The organism is Pseudomonas sp. TE21394 (genome assembly GCF_054057835.1).
Genome location: NZ_JBSRZR010000001.1, coordinates 4,236,801 through 4,252,991 on the forward strand (window position 1 = coordinate 4,236,801; position 16,191 = coordinate 4,252,991).

Genomic DNA, 16,191 nt, shown 5'->3' on the forward strand with positions numbered 1-16,191 from the left:
TGTGCAATCACTCACTGGAAAACCTCAGCCCGCTTCGGCCACCCCTGCGAAGTGGGACGCAGGCGAGGCCGTCAGCCAACTGGCATGGGATGACCTGCGGATCATCAAGACTCTCAGTGAGTGTGGCAATCGTGCCGCCACGGCCAAGAAGCTCGGGGTGAACGTGTCCACCGTTTCGCGGCGCATTGCCCAGGTCGAGCGCACGCTGGGTATCGCCCTGTTCGATCACCGCAAGTCGGGCTACCTGCTTACGGCCGAAGGTGCCGAGCTGCGGGCGCTGGCCGAGCGCGTGGAGCTGGACATCGTCAGCGTTGCACGGCGTGTTTCCCGTGCTGGCCAGGGCCCCCTCGGCAAGCTGCGGATCACTACCAGCGACTCGCTGCTGTTGCATTTCCTCACCCCGATCATCGCCGAGTTCAAGGCGCTGAACGAGGGCATCACCCTGGAAGTCCTGGTCGGTAACCAGACCTTGAGCCTGGCCCGGGACGAGTCGGATATCGCCATCCGGGCGACGCGTAAACCTGCCGACAGCCTGGTCGGTCGCAAACTGGCGACCATCGCCTGGGCGCCGTATTGCCGTGCCGGCCAGGCAGACACCGCCGCCCTTTTCGAAGGCGAACAGTCATGGGTCTCGTATGCTGCCGCGTTGTGCGGTTTGCGGGCGACAAGTTATGTCGAGAACCGGGTCGCCCCCGAGCGCATCGTGTACCGCACCGATTCCGTCGCCGCTGCGAGCGCGGCCATTGCGGCAGGGCTCGGGTACGGTTTTCTCCCGTGCATGCTGGGCGATATCACCCCGGGGTTGGTCCGTGCCGGCCCGGTGGTGCCCGAGCTGCAGGATGAACTGTGGCTGCTGACCCACCAGGACATCCGCAAGTCGTGGCGAGTCAAAGCCTTCATGACCTTCTGTGCCGCCGCCGTGGCCGAGCAGAAGCCCTTGGTCGAAGGGCGCCTTCCGGCCAGTTGAGGCCAGGCCGGGCGAGCTAGCGCCCGGATGCGCCGGCACCTATCACGGCCTTGCAGGCGATTTCGATCAACTGCGGGCGCTGGGCAAGCCTGGAAACACCAATGATGTTGCTTGCGCACTGAGGCCGCTCAGTGCCATACGCCGCCTTGCGCACCTTGCCAACGACGGCGAAGGCCGCGTCCATGTCGAGCACGTAGAGCGTCTCCTCGACCACATCCTGCAAGGTGGCGCCATACAGGGCGAGCAGCTTGGCGATGTTGGCGTAGGCGACCCGCATCTGCTCGCCCATCGCCGAAAAATCACTCGGCTTGCCGTCGCCATCGAGTGGAGCCGGGGCAATGAGGTTGCCGTCCTCGTCATGGTTGAACTGGCCCGACACATAAATCTCGTTACCGACCCGGCGTGCCTGCGGATAGCCATAGGCATCCTCCCAGGAAACGCCCCAGTAAGCGGTGTCTTTATTGAGTGGTTGTGAAGCTGGCATGTGTATTCCCCTGCAAATGAGCGGGCCGGGTTGACCCGTATCGAGAGGCAAATGCTAGCAGTGCAGCGCCCGGCCTGGTGGCGCATTAATGCGCTTGCAGTGGCGCAAAAGTGCGCCACCAATGCCTGCAGGGTTTCGCTATCTTGTGCTCGACCTCAAGCGGCGACGACGCCGAGGCGTGCACCGCGAATGGTGCGACCGACCATCATCCAGAGTAGAGGAAACAACCATGCGCAACCCTAAAACCGAAGTTCTGACGCCCTTCAACAGCCAGCTGATCTTCATCGACCAGCAGCCGCAGATGGCTTTCGGCGTGCAGAGCATCGACCGCCAGACGTTGAAGAACAACACCGTTGCCCTGGCCAAGGCGGCGAAGATTTTCGAGGTGCCCACCACTATCACCACGGTCGAGACCGAAAGTTTTTCGGGGCACACCTACCCGGAGCTGCTCGCGGTGTTCCCGGAGGCTCCGCTGCTGGAGCGCACCTCGATGAACTCCTGGGATGACCAGAAGGTGCGTGACGCGCTCAAGCACAACGGCCGCAACAAGGTGATCGTTTCCGGCCTGTGGACTGAAGTGTGCAACACCACCTTCGCCCTGTCGGCAATGCACGATGCCGGCTATGAAATCTACATGGTGGCGGATGCCTCCGGCGGCACCAGCAAGGAAGCCCACGACTACGCCATGCAGCGCATGATCCAGGCGGGCGTGGTACCGGTAACCTGGCAACAGGTGCTGCTGGAATGGCAGCGCGACTGGAAGAACCGGGCCACCTACGATGCGGTGATGGCGCTGGTGAAAGAGCATTCCGGCGCCTACGGCATGGGCGTCGACTACGCCTACACCATGGTGCACAAGGCGCCTGAGCGCGTTCAGCATGGCCCGACCCTGGCCCCTGTGGCGGCACCTGTCTGAGCTGTCGTCGCCAGCCCCTGCACCGGGGCTGGTAATGTATGCAAGGGTGCGCAGCGGCTGCCTGGGCATGGTTTTCCTGCGGGAAGAGCAGTGCCCGGATTGCGACAGCACGAAGCGCGCACCCGGTTACCTGGACGTGTGAGAACATGGAACAATTCACCGTACCGGCCACTGCGCCGGCCGCAACGGCGCTGCTCGGCTCCGGGCAGATGGAAGCTGCCAAACGACTCATGCTGGAACGCCTGGACACCGGCATCTCGGTAGCCGAAGTTGCCGCAGCGTGCGCACTGTCACGCAGCCACTTCTCGCGCCGGTTCAAGCAGAGTACCCGCATGCCCCCGCAGCAATGGCTGCGTGAGCAGCGGGTGATGAAGAGCAAGGTATTGTTGAGAACATCCAGCATGCTGCTTGTGGACATCGCACTGACCTGCGGCTTTTACGATCAATCCCATTTCTGCCGGGCCTTCTTCAGTTCCGAAGGCATGACCCCGCAGACCTGGCAAGCGCAGGCATCCGGCAGTCATCGCCGGCAGGCAAGCTGCCTCCAGTGACAGTGCCAAGTGGGCGGGGCGAGCCCGCTGGCCGGCCTCGACGGCATCAGCCCTTGCTCAGATCAACCAATGGCGGCTGCCGCACCTCGGTTTCGCGCCCACCCTGGATCTCGTTGACCTGCTTCAAGGCCTCGTCCACCGCTGCCTTGTCCGCCAACAAGCTGTAGCGGATATGGAACTGCCGGTGTTCCTTGGGGCCGATGGTAGGCACCAGGTTCAGTGGCCGCTGGTAACGGCGGTTGTAGGAAAAACTCGTCCCGGGCTCCAGCCCAGTGACATAACCCTGGCCTTGGGTGTCGGTGTTCTTCCACAGCGAGAACACCGGCAGTGTCGCGGTATTGAAACCGACCGAGACGCCCAGGTTGCCCGCCTTGTTATGCAACACCGTCAAGGTATCGCCCTGGGCATCGGCATACGGCACCACGTTGTACACCGTTTCGTCATAGTCCCGGGTCGGCGCGCGGTAGGTCTGCCAGTCGGGCAGGTCGCCCTTGGCCTTGTCGTTGAACGGCGATACCTGTTTCACCGGCGCGGCGAAACGCGCACCTTGCTCGAGGAACGGCGTGCTGAAATTGCTGTGATACAGCGCCTGGTATTCCTTCGCATAGTCGCCGTTGTTGGTCAGCGTGTCGTTGACGGTGAATGCCACGCTACCGGGTTCGGTAACCACTTCGGTGGCGACAGCGAAGTCGACCTTCTTGAACGCCTGTTCTTTCAGTTCGCCACGCAAGCTGATGGCGTACGGTGGTTTCTCATCGATGTGCAGGGTGACCTTGCTCGCAGGAATGTTGGCGGCGCGGCCGTGCAGGGTCAGCAGCTCGCCATTGTCGATACCGGGGTGGCCGACCCATTCGTAACCGCAGCGGGTGACCAGCTCGTTGAAGCCTTCCAGCCAGCCCAGGCCATTACGCCCGTTGAGTTCGATGAAGGACGGGTTGACCACTTCCTTGACCGGCGAGTCCCAGCCCAGGCGCACCGTACCGACCGAGGCCTGCAGGATGTTCATGCCGCGCGTCGGCACGACCGACAGTTTCAGCGTGCCGTTATCAATGTCGACGATGCTGACACCCTCCTGCCGCCCCCCGTGCAAGGTGCGCACGGTCACGCTGAAGGGCTTGTCGGCCTTCACGCCCAGTTGCTGGCTGGTGATCTGCCAGTTCTGGGCAGCCTTGTCGGTGTCGAGCAGGACGTAATCCCAGGCCATGGCGTGGGAGGTCGCGCACAGGGCGCTGAGCGCAACGAAACGTTTGAGAAGAAACATGGGCAGCATGCCTTTCTTGGAATTGTGCCCATTTTATAGACCGACAGAAACGTTTCAGCAAGCGCACTAAACGGCATTTCGGCGAAGCCCTGGCCTCGATGCCTTCACGCTCTGCTGCCGATGCAGCCCTCGCGCCTGAGTAATTCGAGGTCCTTCGGCTGCACTGTCGCCTGGTTGAGCTCAGCGCCGCTGAACCAGCGGCATTCCACGATCTCGTGTGCGGGAGCGGGCGTCATCCCGGGGGGCACGGTCATGCGATAGAGCCAGTGTTCCTCGGCATCGAATACATGGTGGCCGAGGAACTGGGCGTCGCGCATTTCCAGGCTTGTCTCCTCGTGCAATTCCCGCCGGGCCGCATCGAGCTGGGTTTCCCCGGGATCGATCTTGCCACCGGGCAATGACCATGCGCCGGTCGCTTTGCGCACCAGCAGGACCTTGCCGGCTTGCAGGCAAATGAGGGTCGAGTGTCGTTCCTTGCTGGTCATGTTCAGTACCTCCTGCAGAGGAGGCCGCAAACCGGTGGGCAAAGTTCAAACGCAACGCCAGGAGGGCACAGGGGCGCGGGGTGGCCGCAGCCTGCCATCCGTTACAGCGCGCGCACCATCTCCCAGAACGATGCGCCCACCCCGGTAATGCTTTCCCCGGCAATCAGCCCCGCTGCGGCGGTGATCGCAAAACGCTCTGTCACGCTCGGCCAACGGCAACTGACCAGCCACGTCAGCACCGCGCCAAGCCCCATCATCATGCTGATCGACGCTGGCAGAATGAACGCCAGCCCCAGTGCGGCGGTGCTCGGCAGCCAGCGCGCCACCCGCTGCGGCAGCAGGCTGTCGAGGGCGCCCAGCAGCACGCCTGCCGCGCTACCGGCCACGATTGCCCAACGCAGCGTCGGCGACAGCGTCCCAAGCCCTTGCGTCAATGTCTGGGCCACGGCCTTCCAGGTCGCCACGGCGGGTGCCGGCCATTGCTCGGTCAGCAGTTGTGCCTGTGGATCGGGAATCAGCATTCGATACACCAGCACCGCCACCACGCTGCCGATGAAGATGCCGAGGCACTGTGCAATGAGTTGCCGATGCGGTGTTGCGCCAATCGCCTGGCCAACCTTGAAGTCGTTCATCAGGTCGGTGGATTGCCCGGCCGCGCCGCCGGCTGTGTTGGCGCTCATCAGGTTGATCGCCACCTGGCCCGGGGCGACCAGGCCGAAGCCGAGCTGCGACAGCTTGCCGATGGCGCCGATCGGCGCAATGCCGGTGGCCCCCACCACGCGCGCGGCGACCACGGCAAGGCACACCGCCAGGGGAATGCTCAACAGCGCCATCCACCAGTCGATGCCGAACAGCAACACCTGTAGCGCTACCACCAGGACAATGGACAACAGCAACCCGGCAGCAGGCTTCGGGGAAAACCCCGTCCGCGCCTGCGAACCATTGTTTTGCAGCGCTTCGGTGGGCCTTTGCCTAGGCATTTGCAACAGGCGAACCGACAGTGAAGTCAGGGTCGCACAGACCATCAGGCTGACCCCCGGCCACAGCAGCCATTCCACCAGGGCTGCGAACTGAGGCCCGCTGGCATCCGGCGCCAGCACCACCAGCGCCTGGTCCATCAGCCACGGCGCCAGCCCGCCCCAGGCCAGGGCGGCACCGAGCAGTAGCGTCAGGCCCACGCGAATGCCGATGATGCCGCCGAAACCGACCAGCATCAGCGACGGGTCGAGCGTGAAGGTCAGGCGTTCGAGTACGGGCGTGGGGGCCCAGCGCGGAATGCTCCAGACGAAGCCGTCGATCCACTTCACCAGCCCCGACAACAACGCGGCGCTGCAGAGCACCTGGATGCGCGTCATGGCTTCGTGGCCTTGCTGGTAGATCTGTTGCAATGTCTCCAGGGTCGCCATGCCTTCGGGGAATTTCAGGCCATGGTCATTGAGCAAGGCGGGGCGCAGGTACCAGGCGATCCAGATGCCCAGGAAACTCACGGCGAACACCCAGGCCATCAGCGCCAGGGGGGCCAGCTGGTGACCGGTGAGCAGGGTGTAGGCGGGGATCGGCGCAACCAGCCCGCCGGAAACGATGGACGCGGCGGCCGAGGCCACGGTCTGGTTGATGTTGCTTTCGTGCAGCGTCCACGCCGGCCGGCCCCTGCTGCGCCCCGGCAGGCTCTGCCACACGGCGAAGCCGACCAGCAAGGCGATGATCGACATGTTGAACGACCAGCCAATCCTGAGGCCCGCGTACACGTTCGAGGGCGTGAGCAGGATGCCCAGCGCGATGCCGGTGAGCACCGCCCGCAGGCTCAGCTCACGCTCGACGCGAACCCGCGGCAGGTTGGTGGAGGGGGCATGTCCCATGGCAATCCTTTGTCGGTGCGGCAAGCGCGCTTTGCACAACTGAGCCCCGCTTGCCGCAAAGGTTCACTGGCGCTTGCGGTTGCGCCAGCGGCTGCCCCTCGCTCACCACTCGATGCGCTGGCCATCCCAGCCCCAGAAACTGCCAGTCTCGGTCGGCCCAAGTTGCCCCACCAGCTCGATCACACACTGGGCGGCAAACGCCGGGGCAAACAGTTTGCCCTCCGGCACGTTGCCTTGAAACGGCCGTGACAGCCGGGTATTGGTGGTGCCCGGGTGCACGGCCAGTACCGTAGCGGTGGGGTTCAGCCGTTTCAGTTCGATGCTGGCCGTATGCAGCAGCTGGTTCAGTGCCGCCTTGCTGGCACGGTAGCTGTACCAGCCGCCCAGGCGGTTGTCGCTGATCGAGCCGACCCGGGCCGAAAGCGCCGCGAAGGTGGCCGGTTGCCGGCGCAGCAGCGGCAGCAGGTGCTTGAGCAACAGCACCGGCGCGAACGCATTGGTGGCGAAGCTGGCCTGCAGGCCGGCCAGGTCCAGTTGTGCCAGTGACTTTTCCGCCTTGCTGCCTTCCTGATGCAGAATGCCCAGCGTACTGACCACCAGGTGCAGGTGCTCGCAGCCGTGGCCCACCTGCTGTGCCAGGGCCGCAAGCGCCTGCTCGTCGCGGGCATCGCAATCCACCAGCGACACGCGCCCAGCGTGCTGCCTGGCCAGGGCCAGCAACGCAGCATTGCTGCTGGCCTGGCGCGACACGGCCCAGACCTGGCGCACATCGTCGCGCGCCAGCAAGGTCGTGCACAGCGCCAGGCCAATGCCCTCGCTGGCACCGCAGACCAGGACATTGGCCTGGCCCGGCAGCCCGGGAATGAGGTTCATGCCACACCTTCCAGCGGTGAGAGCGGCGCCAGTACCTTGTTCGCCACACCGAACGGCACGTGCACCATCGGCAGGTTGCCTGCCGGCGACTGCAGATGGCTACGCTGGTCATCGAAGAACACATGCGGCTTGAGGATCGACAATACCCTGGGTTTTTCCATCCCGCCGAGGAAGAAGCATTCGTCCGGCGAGACGCCCCAGTTCTTCAGTGTGGTCACTACCCGCTCATGCGCAGGTGCGTTGCGTGCAGTGACGATCGCGATCCGCAGGATCCGTTTGTACGTCGGGTCTTCGACAAGCTTCTGGTCTTCCAGCATGCGGATCAGCGACAGCTTGCGGTACAGGTCTGCCAGTGGCCCCGGCGTGTGCGGGGTGGCCATGTGCATGCGCTCATGCTTCTGGAACTCGTCCAGGCTGTTGTCGCGCTTGTACACGCTCTCCGCTTCGTCGTCGGCGATCACTCCATCGAAGTCGAAAGCCACCCGTAACTCGGTGTCGATCTCGTCATCGTAGATGCGCGTCGGCAGCACCCGCCCGGCCGGGTAATTGGCGTCGATGGCCTTCTGCACGTCTTCCTCGTTGGCGCTGAGAAACAGCGAGGCATTGAACGCCGGGATGTACTCGTAAGGCGAGCGACCGGACATGAACGCCGCGCGGGTGATGTCCAGCTGGTAATGGTCGATCGAGCGAAACACCCGCAGGCCGGTTTCCGGCGAGTTGCGCGACAGTAGCACCACTTCCACCGGCAACTGCTCGGGGAACGCCTGGTTGATGCTCAGGAAGCGACGAATGAACGGGAATGCCACGCCCTTGGGAAAGGGCTCGTCCAGGTTCTGCTGCTGGTGCTGGCGGTAGGCCTCGACGCCCTCGGCCTGGTAGATGGCGTCCGAGACGGTGAGGTCGAACAGCGCACTCGAAGCTACGCCGATGACCAGCTTCTGTTCGATGGGGTAGGGCATGTAGCAACTCCTGGGCCTGTGCTGAAGGCAAGTGTACCCTGTGGGCGCGGGTTCACCCGCCAAGGATCCTTTTGCAGGGTGCGTGCGGGGCCGTGCTAGCCAAGCCGGGCCAGGTCGGCAGGCCCAGCGTTGTGAAGCTGCTGGACCAGAAAGTCGACGAACACCCGCACCCGCGCTGGCATCGCCGGGCCACCGACGAACACGGCATGGATCGGCTCGCGATCACCCGGGTTGTAGGCTTCCAGCAACGGTACCAGGCGCCCGCTGGCGAGGTCATCGGCGACGGTGAAGGTACCGATGCGGGCAACCCCGGCGCCGAGCGTGGCCAGTTGCGCCAGGGCTTCGCCACTGCTGCATTCGATATTGCCGCTGACTTTCAGTGCAAAGACCTGCCCGTCGCGCTGGAACGGCCAGTCCGGCGCGGCGCGACGGAAGTTGAAGCGCAGGCAGTTGTGCCGGGCCAGGTCTTCCGGCACCCGGGGCGTGCCACAGCGCTGCAGGTAGTCGGGGGAGGCGACGATGACCTGGCCGGTCTCGCCAATGGCGCGGGCGCTCAACGAGCTGTCTGGCAGCGGGCCGAAGCGTAGCGCCACGTCGGCCTGACCGCCGGGGATGTCGGCTATCTCGTCGCTGAGGGTCAGGTCGACCAGCACCTGTGGGTAGCGTGCGCTGAACGCTGCCAGCAGCGGGACCACGGTCAGCCGGCCATGCCCTAGCGCAGCGCTGACCCGCAAACGCCCGCGTGGCACGCCCTGGTCGGTAATGGCTTGTTCCACTTCGTCCAGGTCGGCCAGCACCCGCCGTGCGCCGCGCAGGTACGCCTCGCCTTCAGGGGTCAGGGTGAGCGCCCGGGTGGTGCGCAGCAGCAGGCGAGTGCCCAGGCGCTGTTCGGTACGGGCCAGGATACGGCTGACCGCCGAAGGCGTCAGGCCCAGCGACCGTGCTGCGGCGGACAGGCTGCCCGCTTGCGCCACCTTGGCGAATATTTCCATCTCTCCGGATCGTCCGCTGAAATCCATTTGTGCCTCATCAGCAAAGGTGGTTCGCAAAAATGCAGTCTAGTGCAGCCTGACGGTGGATCGTAGCATTTGCAGCACAGATAAGGAGTTTGCCATGCGTATCAATCCACCTCTTGTCGCACTCGCCATCGGTGCCTTCGGCATTGGCGTCACCGAGTTCGCCCCCATGGGCATGTTGCCCAGTATCGCCACCGACCTTGGCGTCTCGATCCCGGCCGCGGGGTTGCTGGTCAGTGCCTATGCCATCGGTGTGCTGATCGGCGCCCCGCTGATGACCCTGGCCACGGTGAAAGTCCCGCGGCGTTACCTGCTGATCGGGCTGATGGCCATCTTCACCCTCGGCAACCTGCTGTCAGCCCTGGCCGACGACTACGCCAGCCTGCTGGTTGCGCGCGTGGTTACCTCGCTCAACCACGGTGCCTTCTTCGGCATCGGTTCGATCGTCGCAGCCAGCGTGGTGCCGCCCGACAAGCGCGCCGGGGCGGTGGCAGCGATGTTCATGGGCCTGACCCTGGCCACCATCGGCGGCGTGCCGCTGGCGACCTGGTTCGGTGAACTGCTCGGTTGGCGTACAGCATTCTGGGGCATCGCCGGGCTGGGCCTGGTTGCCATGGCCTGCCTCTGGTACGCGCTGCCCAATGTGCCGTCGCCCAAGGGTGACGGGGCCATGGCCGAGCTTCGTGTGCTCGGGCGCGGGCCGGTGCTGGCGGCGTTGCTGCTGACCGTGGTGGGTTCCAGTGCGATGTTCACGGTGTTCACCTACATCGCGCCGATCCTGCAGCGCGAGGCGGCCGCGTCCACCACGTTCGTGACAGCCATGCTGGTGCTGTTCGGCGTCGGCCTGACCTTGGGCAACGTGTGGGGCGGCAAGGCGGCGGACCGTTCGGTCGATCGCACCTTGATCGTGTCACTGGCCACCCTGATCGCCGTACTGCTGGTGTTTCCGCTGGTGCTGGGCTGGTCGCTGCCGACGGCATTGGCGATCCTGGTGTGGGGGGCTGCCAGCTTCGCCCTGGTGCCACCGCTGCAGATGCGCGTGATGGAAGCGGCCAAGGATGCGCCCAACCTGGCCTCGGCGGTGAACATTGGGGCATTCAACCTGGGCAATGCGATTGGCGCAGCGCTGGGCGGGGCGGTCATCAATGCCGGGCTGGGCTATCCGGCGATTGCCCTGGCGGGGGCGGCGACGGCAGCGCTTGGGTTGTTGATGGTGCTGATGTTTGCCTGGCGTGGACGGGGGCAGGCGCTGGCGGGGCGGGCAGCCGCGTAGGGCGTAGGGCTGCTTTGCGGCCCTGCGTGGGCGCGCCCGCTCCCACAGGTATGGCGCGGGGTTGAGCAGATGCGCAGGGCTGCCGGGAGGGGCGTCAACGGCTGGCTGTCACGGCGTACCGTTGCGGCCATGCAGGTGATAGGCCGGGCGCTCGCTCAGCCGTTCGTAGTAATCGCGCACGGCCGGCAAGTGCGGGTGCTCCAATGGCGTTTCGAACCAGCGGTTCACCGACAGGCCGATGGGGATGTCGGCCAGGGTGAACTGACTGCCGGCCACATAGGCGCCGGTAGTGGCCAGTTGGCCGTCGAGGATGCGCATGTAGCGCGCCCAGTCCGCGCAACCGGCGGCAAGGGCCTGCGGGTCCTGGTGGGCCGGCGAGTGCCTGACCAGCGACATGAACGCGTAGCTCCAGGCGCGGTTGAGGTCCGAAGCCTGCCAGTCGATCCACTGGTCGATCCTGGCGCGGGCCTGCGCCTCGCTGGGGTAGAACGCAGTCGCACCGTAGCGTGCGGCCAGGTAGCGGATGATGCTGTTGGATTCCCATAGGGTGAAGTCGCCATCCTGGATCACCGGGACCATGGCGTTGGGATTCAGCGCGAGGAACTCGGCGCTGTCCGTGGGCTGGAAGCCGGCGCCCCAGTCTTCGCGCTCGTAGGCGACCTCGAACTCGGCGCACGCCCACAGCACTTTTCGTACATTGATCGAAGAGGCTCTGCCCAGTATCCGCAACATGCTATTCGTCCTTGTGTCGGGGGAGGTTGATCGTCCGCCACTGCCGTGGCCTGGTCAAGCGGCAGGCGCAAGCGACCGGTTCAGGCTTGCCTGGGGCGCGCGAACTTGGCACCCTTGGCCGGTTTGCAGCGTCGCTATCACACAGAAGGAAGTACGCATTGAGCTGGGACAAGGTGGGGAAACTCCTCGTAGCCGTACTGGTCGGCCTGGTGGTCCTGTTGGCCGCTTACGGGCTGCTCAGAGGCAGCCCGCGCCTGGAGGCAGCGCTGACCTACGCCTACCTCACCTATCCCAGCCAGTTCAGCGAGCGTATCAGCAAGGCCAGCGAGCAGCTCAAGTACGAGCAGTTGCAGGGGCGTATCAACGCCATCAGCCAAGGCGGGCTGAGCCCCGACCAGGTCGAGCGGTTGGTCGAGATGGCCCAGGCACCCTATACCCAGTTGTTCGCCAAACCGTTCGAGGCCGGGTTGGTCGACCACCGTACCGGCTTGCTCGTCGAACTGCGCAATCGCGGGGACGCGCCGGTGCGCCAGGTGAAAATCCGCCTGCCGGCCAAGGGCCTGGTGCAGGTGCGCGACGCGGCTGGCAACGACACCATCGTCGAGGCCGCGACTGCCCAGGTGGATATCCCGGCCATAGAGCCTGGTGGCGCGTGCAAGGTATGGGTGTATTTCGATGCGGACTACACCCAGATCCGCCAGGGCGGGATCAGCATCAGCCACGCCGACGGCGAGGCTGACGTGCAGGTCTACCGCGAAGTCATCGGTTTCCCGGCCTGGGTAGCGCGCTACAGCCGCGAGTTGATGGTGCTGCTGGGGGTAATGGCTTTCACTGTGCTGGGCCTGGGGTATGCCTGCCTGGCGCGCCGGAGCCCGCGCCAGGTGCGGCCTCTGTAGACGGCGGCGGTGCTGACGAGGTGTGCCCGGCGCTCAAAAGTCGCCAGCGTGCAGCGCCAGGCTTTGCCGCAACTGCTCGATCACGGCCAGGCGCAGGCCTTGCGGTGCCCGCACGCGGATCGAGCCAGCTTGAGACAACAGCCAGCCCATCAGCGCCCGGTTGTCGTCGACCGTGGCCACCAGCGTGGCGCCGCCGTCCGCGTGCGCTGTCAGTTGCATGTCCACGGCCAGTGGCTGCGCTTGCAGGCGTCGGGCCAGCCCGTCGTCGACCCAGGCATGCAGTTCGACCCGCTGCGGGGGCGTCAGCACGTCAGGTTGCAGTTGCTGTGCTTCCGCCAGGCTCAGGCCGGGCTGCCAGTACCAGCCGTAAGGCATGCCTTTGCTGTTGCACTGCAGCGGGAACAGCGCCGCGAGTTCGACCAGGTCGCGTTCAACGGTACGTTTGCTGGTGGTGTAGCCCACGGTTTTCAAGGCAGATTGCAACTGGGTGGAACTCATCCCGGGGTGACGGCCGGGTAGCAGCTTGAGCAGTTGCCATTGGCGGGCAATGGTGTGGCGGGTAGGGTGGCTGGGCAAAAGGTTCGTCCTTGAAAGCAGGCTGGCAACTTGGCCTGAGTGGTAGCGTTTAGCTATCGCAGCATACCTTTTCACAGGATGGGATCCAAGTTTTCGCGCGCCTCAGTGCCGGCCAGCCCTGTTGCAAACAGTGAAATCGAGCGCTGAACATGCGCCGCCAATAGCCCCAGAAAAACGCGCCCTACATCCCACCCCGCCGCACATGCTTCACCAACACCTTCTCCAGCAACTCCCACATCGCCGGCTCGGTACTGAACGCCACGTTGAAGCGCATCCACCCGGTCGCCTTGGCGTCGACCATGAACAGCTGCCCGGGCCCGAGCATGATGCCTTTCTCCAACGCGTCATCCAGCAACGCCGCACTGTCCGGAATCGCCGGGTGGCGGGTCCAGATGTACATGCCCTCGTCCGACTCGGTGAACAACTCGAAGCCCAGCCGGTGCAGGTGCCGGCCTACTTCCTGGTGCGCCTCGGCCAGGCGCTGGCGCAGGCGCTTGAGGTGCTTGCGCCAGCGCCCGTCGATGATCGCGGCATACACCACGCGCTCCATCACCTGCGAGGTGGTCAGGCCCGAGCGCATCTTCAGGTGCAGCAGTTTCTGCATCAGCTCGGGGTTGGCCAGCAGGTAGCCGACCCGCACATTCGGCGAAATGCTCTTCGAATAGCTGCCCACGTACACCACCTGCTGCAGGTGATCGAGGCTGGCCAGGCAAGGCTGCGGTTCGGCGACCATGTCGGCGTAAAGGTTGTTTTCCACCAGGCGGAAGCCATGCTGGCTGGCCAGTTGCAGCAGGCGGTGCAGTTGCGGCAGCGGGGTGCGTGAGCAGGTCGGGCTGTGCAGGTGCGGCTGGGTGAAGAACGCCGTCGGGCGGTGGTGGGTGAGCAGCAGCTCCAGCTGGTTCAGGTCATAGCCTGCCGGCGTGCGCGGCACGCCGACCAGGGTCGCGCCCTGGGTGCGCAGGATGCTCATCAGGTTGGGGTAGCCTGGGTCGTCCACCAGCACCACATCGCCCGGGCGCACCAGCGTGCGCGCTGCCAGGTCCAGGGCCTGGCTGGCGCCGTGGGTGAGCATCAGTTGCGCCGGGTTGGCGACGATCGACAGTTCCTGCTGCAGGTTCTGCGCCGTCAGCGCACGCAATTCCGGCAGGCCCATGGGGTCGCCATAGCCCGACAGCTCCAGCGGGCTCCCGGCCACCTGGCGCAGGCCGCGGCGCAGGCCGTCTTCGTACATCCAGTCGTTGGGCAGCCAGCCGCACCCCGGCTTGAACGGCAACTGGCGGATTTCGAAGATCTGCTGCAGGTACCACTCGGAGTTGAACGTTGGTCGACTTGTGTCGACCTCGGCATTGTGCGCGTCCAGCAGCTCGCCTGCTGCGCGGTTGACGAAAAACCCGGCATTGCCACGGCTCACCAGCAGGCCTTGGGCGACCAGGCGGTCGTAGGCCTCGACCACGGTGAAGGTGCTGACCGAATAGGTCGCGGCAAAGGCGCGAATGGACGGGACCTTGGCGCCTGGCTTGAGGGTCTGGTTATCGATCAACTCGCGCAGGCCATCGATGATCTGGTTGACCAGCGGCGTGGAGGAGTCTGGATGTAATTGCAGCATTCGGGGCCTTCAGGGTGTGTAACGCCAGGCGCTGAGGCGGTGTATTGCATCGGCGACCTATACAGTGCAGTGCGAGTTTCATGCCACTGTGCATGGTTCTCTGCGCCGGACATTTTTACATTAGGTGTCAGATATCGCCACCTAAAGCATGTTCAGTTCGCCCCAGGCGTCAGTCCTGGGGCGCGTCAGCAGGCCGCCATGGAAGGCCTGCGTGTGTTCGTCGCACACCATCCTGCCCGCATTAGCACTGATGTACAGGTGAAACCGCCAGCCATCGGGGTTTCACAGTTTTCCTTGGATAAAAAGAAGCACGGGGTACACAACTGATGGACGCAACATCTACAACCACCACCGCGAAAAGCGGGCACGAGAGCAAACTCAGTGCCTCGCTCAAGTCGCGCCACCTGACGATGATGTCGATCGCCGGGGTTATCGGCGGCGCCTTGTTCGTCGGTTCCGGCAGCGTGATCCATAGCGCCGGCCCAGCCGCTGTCCTGGCCTACCTGGCAGGTGGCATCCTGGTGGTACTGATCATGCGCATGCTGGGTGAAATGGCGACGTCCTCGCCGGACACCGGTTCGTTCTCCACCTACGCCGACCGCGCCATCGGCCGTTGGGCCGGTTTCACCATCGGCTGGCTGTACTGGTGGTACTGGGTCATCCTCATGGCCTGGGAAGCCTATGTGGCAGGCAAGATCCTGCATGGGTTCTTCCCCGATGTCAGCGTCAACGTGTTCGTGCTGGCCACGACCCTGTTGCTGATCACCGTCAACTTCTTCAACGTCAAACACTACGGTGAGTTCGAGTTCTGGTTCGCCCTGATCAAGGTGATCGCGATCGTCTGCTTCCTGATCGTGTGTACCGCGGCAGTGCTGAATATCTGGCAGTTCGGTGAAGTGCGGGGCATCAGCCACCTCACGGCCGAAGGCTTCATGCCCAATGGCATCACCACCGTGATTGGTGCCTTGCTCGGGGTGATGTTCGCCTTCCTCGGCGCGGAAATCGTTACCATCGCCGCTGCCGAAGCCAAGGACCCGGCCACGCAGATCGTCAAGGCGACCAACTCGGTGGTCTGGCGGGTGTGCCTGTTCTATGTCGGCTCGATCTTCCTGATCGTCTGCCTGGTACCGTGGAACGACCCGCAGCTGGGCGTTTCCGGTTATGGCGCCTATCGCCGTACCCTGGAACTGCTGGGCGTGCCGTACGCCGAGCTGCTGATGAACTTCGTCGTGCTGACCTCGGTAAGCAGCTGCCTGATCTCCGGCCACTATACCGCTTCGCGCATGCTGTTCTCCCTGGCCCAGCGTGGCGACGCGCCATCGTTCTTCAAGATCACCCGCGCGGGTACCGGTGTACCCGTGTACGCGATCATGGGGTCGTGCGCGGTGGCCATCGTCTGCGCCCTGATCAACTTCAGCGAGACCCTGCGCCCGAAGGACGTGCTCGAAACCCTGATGAACACCACCGGCATGATCGCCCTGCTGGTGTACCTGGTGATCGCCTTCTCGCAGCTGCGCATGCGCCGCAAGCTGATCGCCGAAGGCAAGGAAGTACGCCTGAAGATGTGGCTGTTCCCATGGCTGACCTACCTGGTGATCGCTTTCATCGTCGCCGCCCTGGTGACCATGGCCTTCATGCCTGACTACCAGATCCTGGTCGTCTCCACCGGTATCGCTGCGGCGATCGTGGTGGCGATGGGTGTGGTGCACCAGATTCGTTCTGGCAAGCAGCACTAAG

Annotated in this window: 16 protein-coding genes; 6 read left to right on the forward strand and 10 right to left on the reverse strand. The window is 64.5% G+C overall.

The window, feature by feature from the left end:
• Position 1 precedes the first annotated feature (1 nt).
• Positions 2 to 967 carry a LysR family transcriptional regulator gene (locus ACVWZT_RS19430; protein ID WP_296233162.1) on the forward strand — a complete coding sequence of 322 codons (966 nt, stop codon included), beginning with the start codon at positions 2 to 4 and terminating at the stop codon, positions 965 to 967.
• Between the two features lie 16 nt (positions 968 to 983).
• Here the strand turns inward: ACVWZT_RS19430 and ACVWZT_RS19435 are convergent, their stop codons facing one another.
• A complete protein-coding gene (locus ACVWZT_RS19435; protein ID WP_296233161.1) occupies positions 984 to 1,451 on the reverse strand; it encodes a Rid family hydrolase in 468 nt (155 codons plus the stop codon).
• Positions 1,452 to 1,680: 229 nt separating this feature from the next.
• On the opposite strand from ACVWZT_RS19435, the gene ACVWZT_RS19440 reads away from it, so the two are divergent.
• Positions 1,681 to 2,367, forward strand: coding sequence for a hydrolase (locus ACVWZT_RS19440; protein WP_296233160.1), 687 nt, complete (start codon positions 1,681 to 1,683; stop codon positions 2,365 to 2,367).
• 146 nt (positions 2,368 to 2,513) lie between these two features.
• Positions 2,514 to 2,918, forward strand: a complete 405-nt coding sequence (locus ACVWZT_RS19445) for a helix-turn-helix domain-containing protein (protein WP_457470851.1) — start codon at positions 2,514 to 2,516, stop codon at positions 2,916 to 2,918.
• Positions 2,919 to 2,964: 46 nt separating this feature from the next.
• Here the strand turns inward: ACVWZT_RS19445 and ACVWZT_RS19450 are convergent, their stop codons facing one another.
• The 6 genes from ACVWZT_RS19450 to ACVWZT_RS19475 all read right to left on the reverse strand — a co-directional run bounded on the left by ACVWZT_RS19450 (position 2,965) and on the right by ACVWZT_RS19475 (position 9,374).
• Entirely contained in the window at positions 2,965 to 4,179 is a 1,215-nt protein-coding gene (locus ACVWZT_RS19450; RefSeq protein WP_457470852.1) for an aldose 1-epimerase family protein, read from the reverse strand.
• Positions 4,180 to 4,283: 104 nt separating this feature from the next.
• The gene (locus tag ACVWZT_RS19455) at positions 4,284 to 4,664 is read right to left on the reverse strand and encodes an NUDIX domain-containing protein (protein ID WP_457470854.1); all 381 of its coding nucleotides are present in this window, start codon (positions 4,662 to 4,664) and stop codon (positions 4,284 to 4,286) included.
• 101 nt (positions 4,665 to 4,765) lie between these two features.
• Positions 4,766 to 6,523: an OPT family oligopeptide transporter gene (locus ACVWZT_RS19460; RefSeq protein WP_457470855.1), complete on the reverse strand. Its 1,758-nt coding sequence runs from the start codon at positions 6,521 to 6,523 to the stop codon at positions 4,766 to 4,768.
• Between the two features lie 102 nt (positions 6,524 to 6,625).
• Entirely contained in the window at positions 6,626 to 7,396 is a 771-nt protein-coding gene (locus tag ACVWZT_RS19465) for an SDR family NAD(P)-dependent oxidoreductase (RefSeq protein ID WP_457470857.1), read from the reverse strand.
• Positions 7,393 to 8,355, reverse strand: coding sequence for a 5'-nucleotidase (locus ACVWZT_RS19470; RefSeq protein ID WP_296233153.1), 963 nt, complete (start codon positions 8,353 to 8,355; stop codon positions 7,393 to 7,395). The genes ACVWZT_RS19465 and ACVWZT_RS19470 overlap by 4 nt, the downstream gene beginning before the upstream one ends.
• A 95-nt stretch (positions 8,356 to 8,450) precedes the next feature.
• Complete coding sequence (locus tag ACVWZT_RS19475) at positions 8,451 to 9,374, reverse strand: LysR family transcriptional regulator (RefSeq protein WP_296233152.1); 924 nt, start codon at positions 9,372 to 9,374, stop codon at positions 8,451 to 8,453.
• 94 nt (positions 9,375 to 9,468) lie between these two features.
• Between ACVWZT_RS19475 and ACVWZT_RS19480 the strand changes: the two genes are divergently transcribed.
• Positions 9,469 to 10,644, forward strand: a complete 1,176-nt coding sequence (locus ACVWZT_RS19480; protein WP_457470858.1) for an MFS transporter — start codon at positions 9,469 to 9,471, stop codon at positions 10,642 to 10,644.
• Positions 10,645 to 10,752: 108 nt separating this feature from the next.
• Here the strand turns inward: ACVWZT_RS19480 and ACVWZT_RS19485 are convergent, their stop codons facing one another.
• On the reverse strand, positions 10,753 to 11,376 hold the full coding sequence (locus ACVWZT_RS19485; RefSeq protein ID WP_296233150.1) for a glutathione S-transferase family protein: 624 nt from the start codon (positions 11,374 to 11,376) through the stop codon (positions 10,753 to 10,755).
• Between the two features lie 158 nt (positions 11,377 to 11,534).
• Here ACVWZT_RS19485 and ACVWZT_RS19490 point away from each other — a divergent pair, with 158 nt between their 5' ends.
• Positions 11,535 to 12,272, forward strand: coding sequence for a hypothetical protein (locus ACVWZT_RS19490; protein ID WP_457470860.1), 738 nt, complete (start codon positions 11,535 to 11,537; stop codon positions 12,270 to 12,272).
• Between the two features lie 33 nt (positions 12,273 to 12,305).
• Here ACVWZT_RS19490 and ACVWZT_RS19495 read toward each other — a convergent pair whose 3' ends face one another.
• Together ACVWZT_RS19495 and ACVWZT_RS19500 are read right to left on the reverse strand one after the other, a co-directional pair.
• The gene (locus ACVWZT_RS19495) at positions 12,306 to 12,848 is read right to left on the reverse strand and encodes a WYL domain-containing protein (RefSeq protein ID WP_457470862.1); all 543 of its coding nucleotides are present in this window, start codon (positions 12,846 to 12,848) and stop codon (positions 12,306 to 12,308) included.
• A gap of 181 nt (positions 12,849 to 13,029) precedes the next feature.
• Positions 13,030 to 14,454: an aminotransferase-like domain-containing protein gene (locus ACVWZT_RS19500; protein WP_296233143.1), complete on the reverse strand. Its 1,425-nt coding sequence runs from the start codon at positions 14,452 to 14,454 to the stop codon at positions 13,030 to 13,032.
• Between the two features lie 326 nt (positions 14,455 to 14,780).
• Between ACVWZT_RS19500 and ACVWZT_RS19505 the strand changes: the two genes are divergently transcribed.
• The gene (locus ACVWZT_RS19505) at positions 14,781 to 16,190 is read left to right on the forward strand and encodes an amino acid permease (protein WP_296233142.1); all 1,410 of its coding nucleotides are present in this window, start codon (positions 14,781 to 14,783) and stop codon (positions 16,188 to 16,190) included.
• The last annotated feature ends 1 nt before the right edge of the window (position 16,191 follow it).

Coding starts and splice junctions, on each gene's coding strand:
- ACVWZT_RS19470 (WP_296233153.1), bottom strand. CDS start 8,355: ATGCCCTACCCCATCGAACAGAAGCTGGTCATCGGCGTAGCTTCGAGT.
- ACVWZT_RS19505 (WP_296233142.1), top strand. CDS start 14,781: ATGGACGCAACATCTACAACCACCACCGCGAAAAGCGGGCACGAGAGC.
- ACVWZT_RS19450 (WP_457470852.1), bottom strand. CDS start 4,179: ATGTTTCTTCTCAAACGTTTCGTTGCGCTCAGCGCCCTGTGCGCGACC.
- ACVWZT_RS19485 (WP_296233150.1), bottom strand. CDS start 11,376: ATGTTGCGGATACTGGGCAGAGCCTCTTCGATCAATGTACGAAAAGTG.
- ACVWZT_RS19435 (WP_296233161.1), bottom strand. CDS start 1,451: ATGCCAGCTTCACAACCACTCAATAAAGACACCGCTTACTGGGGCGTT.
- ACVWZT_RS19445 (WP_457470851.1), top strand. CDS start 2,514: ATGGAACAATTCACCGTACCGGCCACTGCGCCGGCCGCAACGGCGCTG.
- ACVWZT_RS19460 (WP_457470855.1), bottom strand. CDS start 6,523: ATGGGACATGCCCCCTCCACCAACCTGCCGCGGGTTCGCGTCGAGCGT.
- ACVWZT_RS19500 (WP_296233143.1), bottom strand. CDS start 14,454: ATGCTGCAATTACATCCAGACTCCTCCACGCCGCTGGTCAACCAGATC.
- ACVWZT_RS19455 (WP_457470854.1), bottom strand. CDS start 4,664: ATGACCAGCAAGGAACGACACTCGACCCTCATTTGCCTGCAAGCCGGC.
- ACVWZT_RS19475 (WP_296233152.1), bottom strand. CDS start 9,374: ATGGATTTCAGCGGACGATCCGGAGAGATGGAAATATTCGCCAAGGTG.
- ACVWZT_RS19480 (WP_457470858.1), top strand. CDS start 9,469: ATGCGTATCAATCCACCTCTTGTCGCACTCGCCATCGGTGCCTTCGGC.
- ACVWZT_RS19440 (WP_296233160.1), top strand. CDS start 1,681: ATGCGCAACCCTAAAACCGAAGTTCTGACGCCCTTCAACAGCCAGCTG.
- ACVWZT_RS19465 (WP_457470857.1), bottom strand. CDS start 7,396: ATGAACCTCATTCCCGGGCTGCCGGGCCAGGCCAATGTCCTGGTCTGC.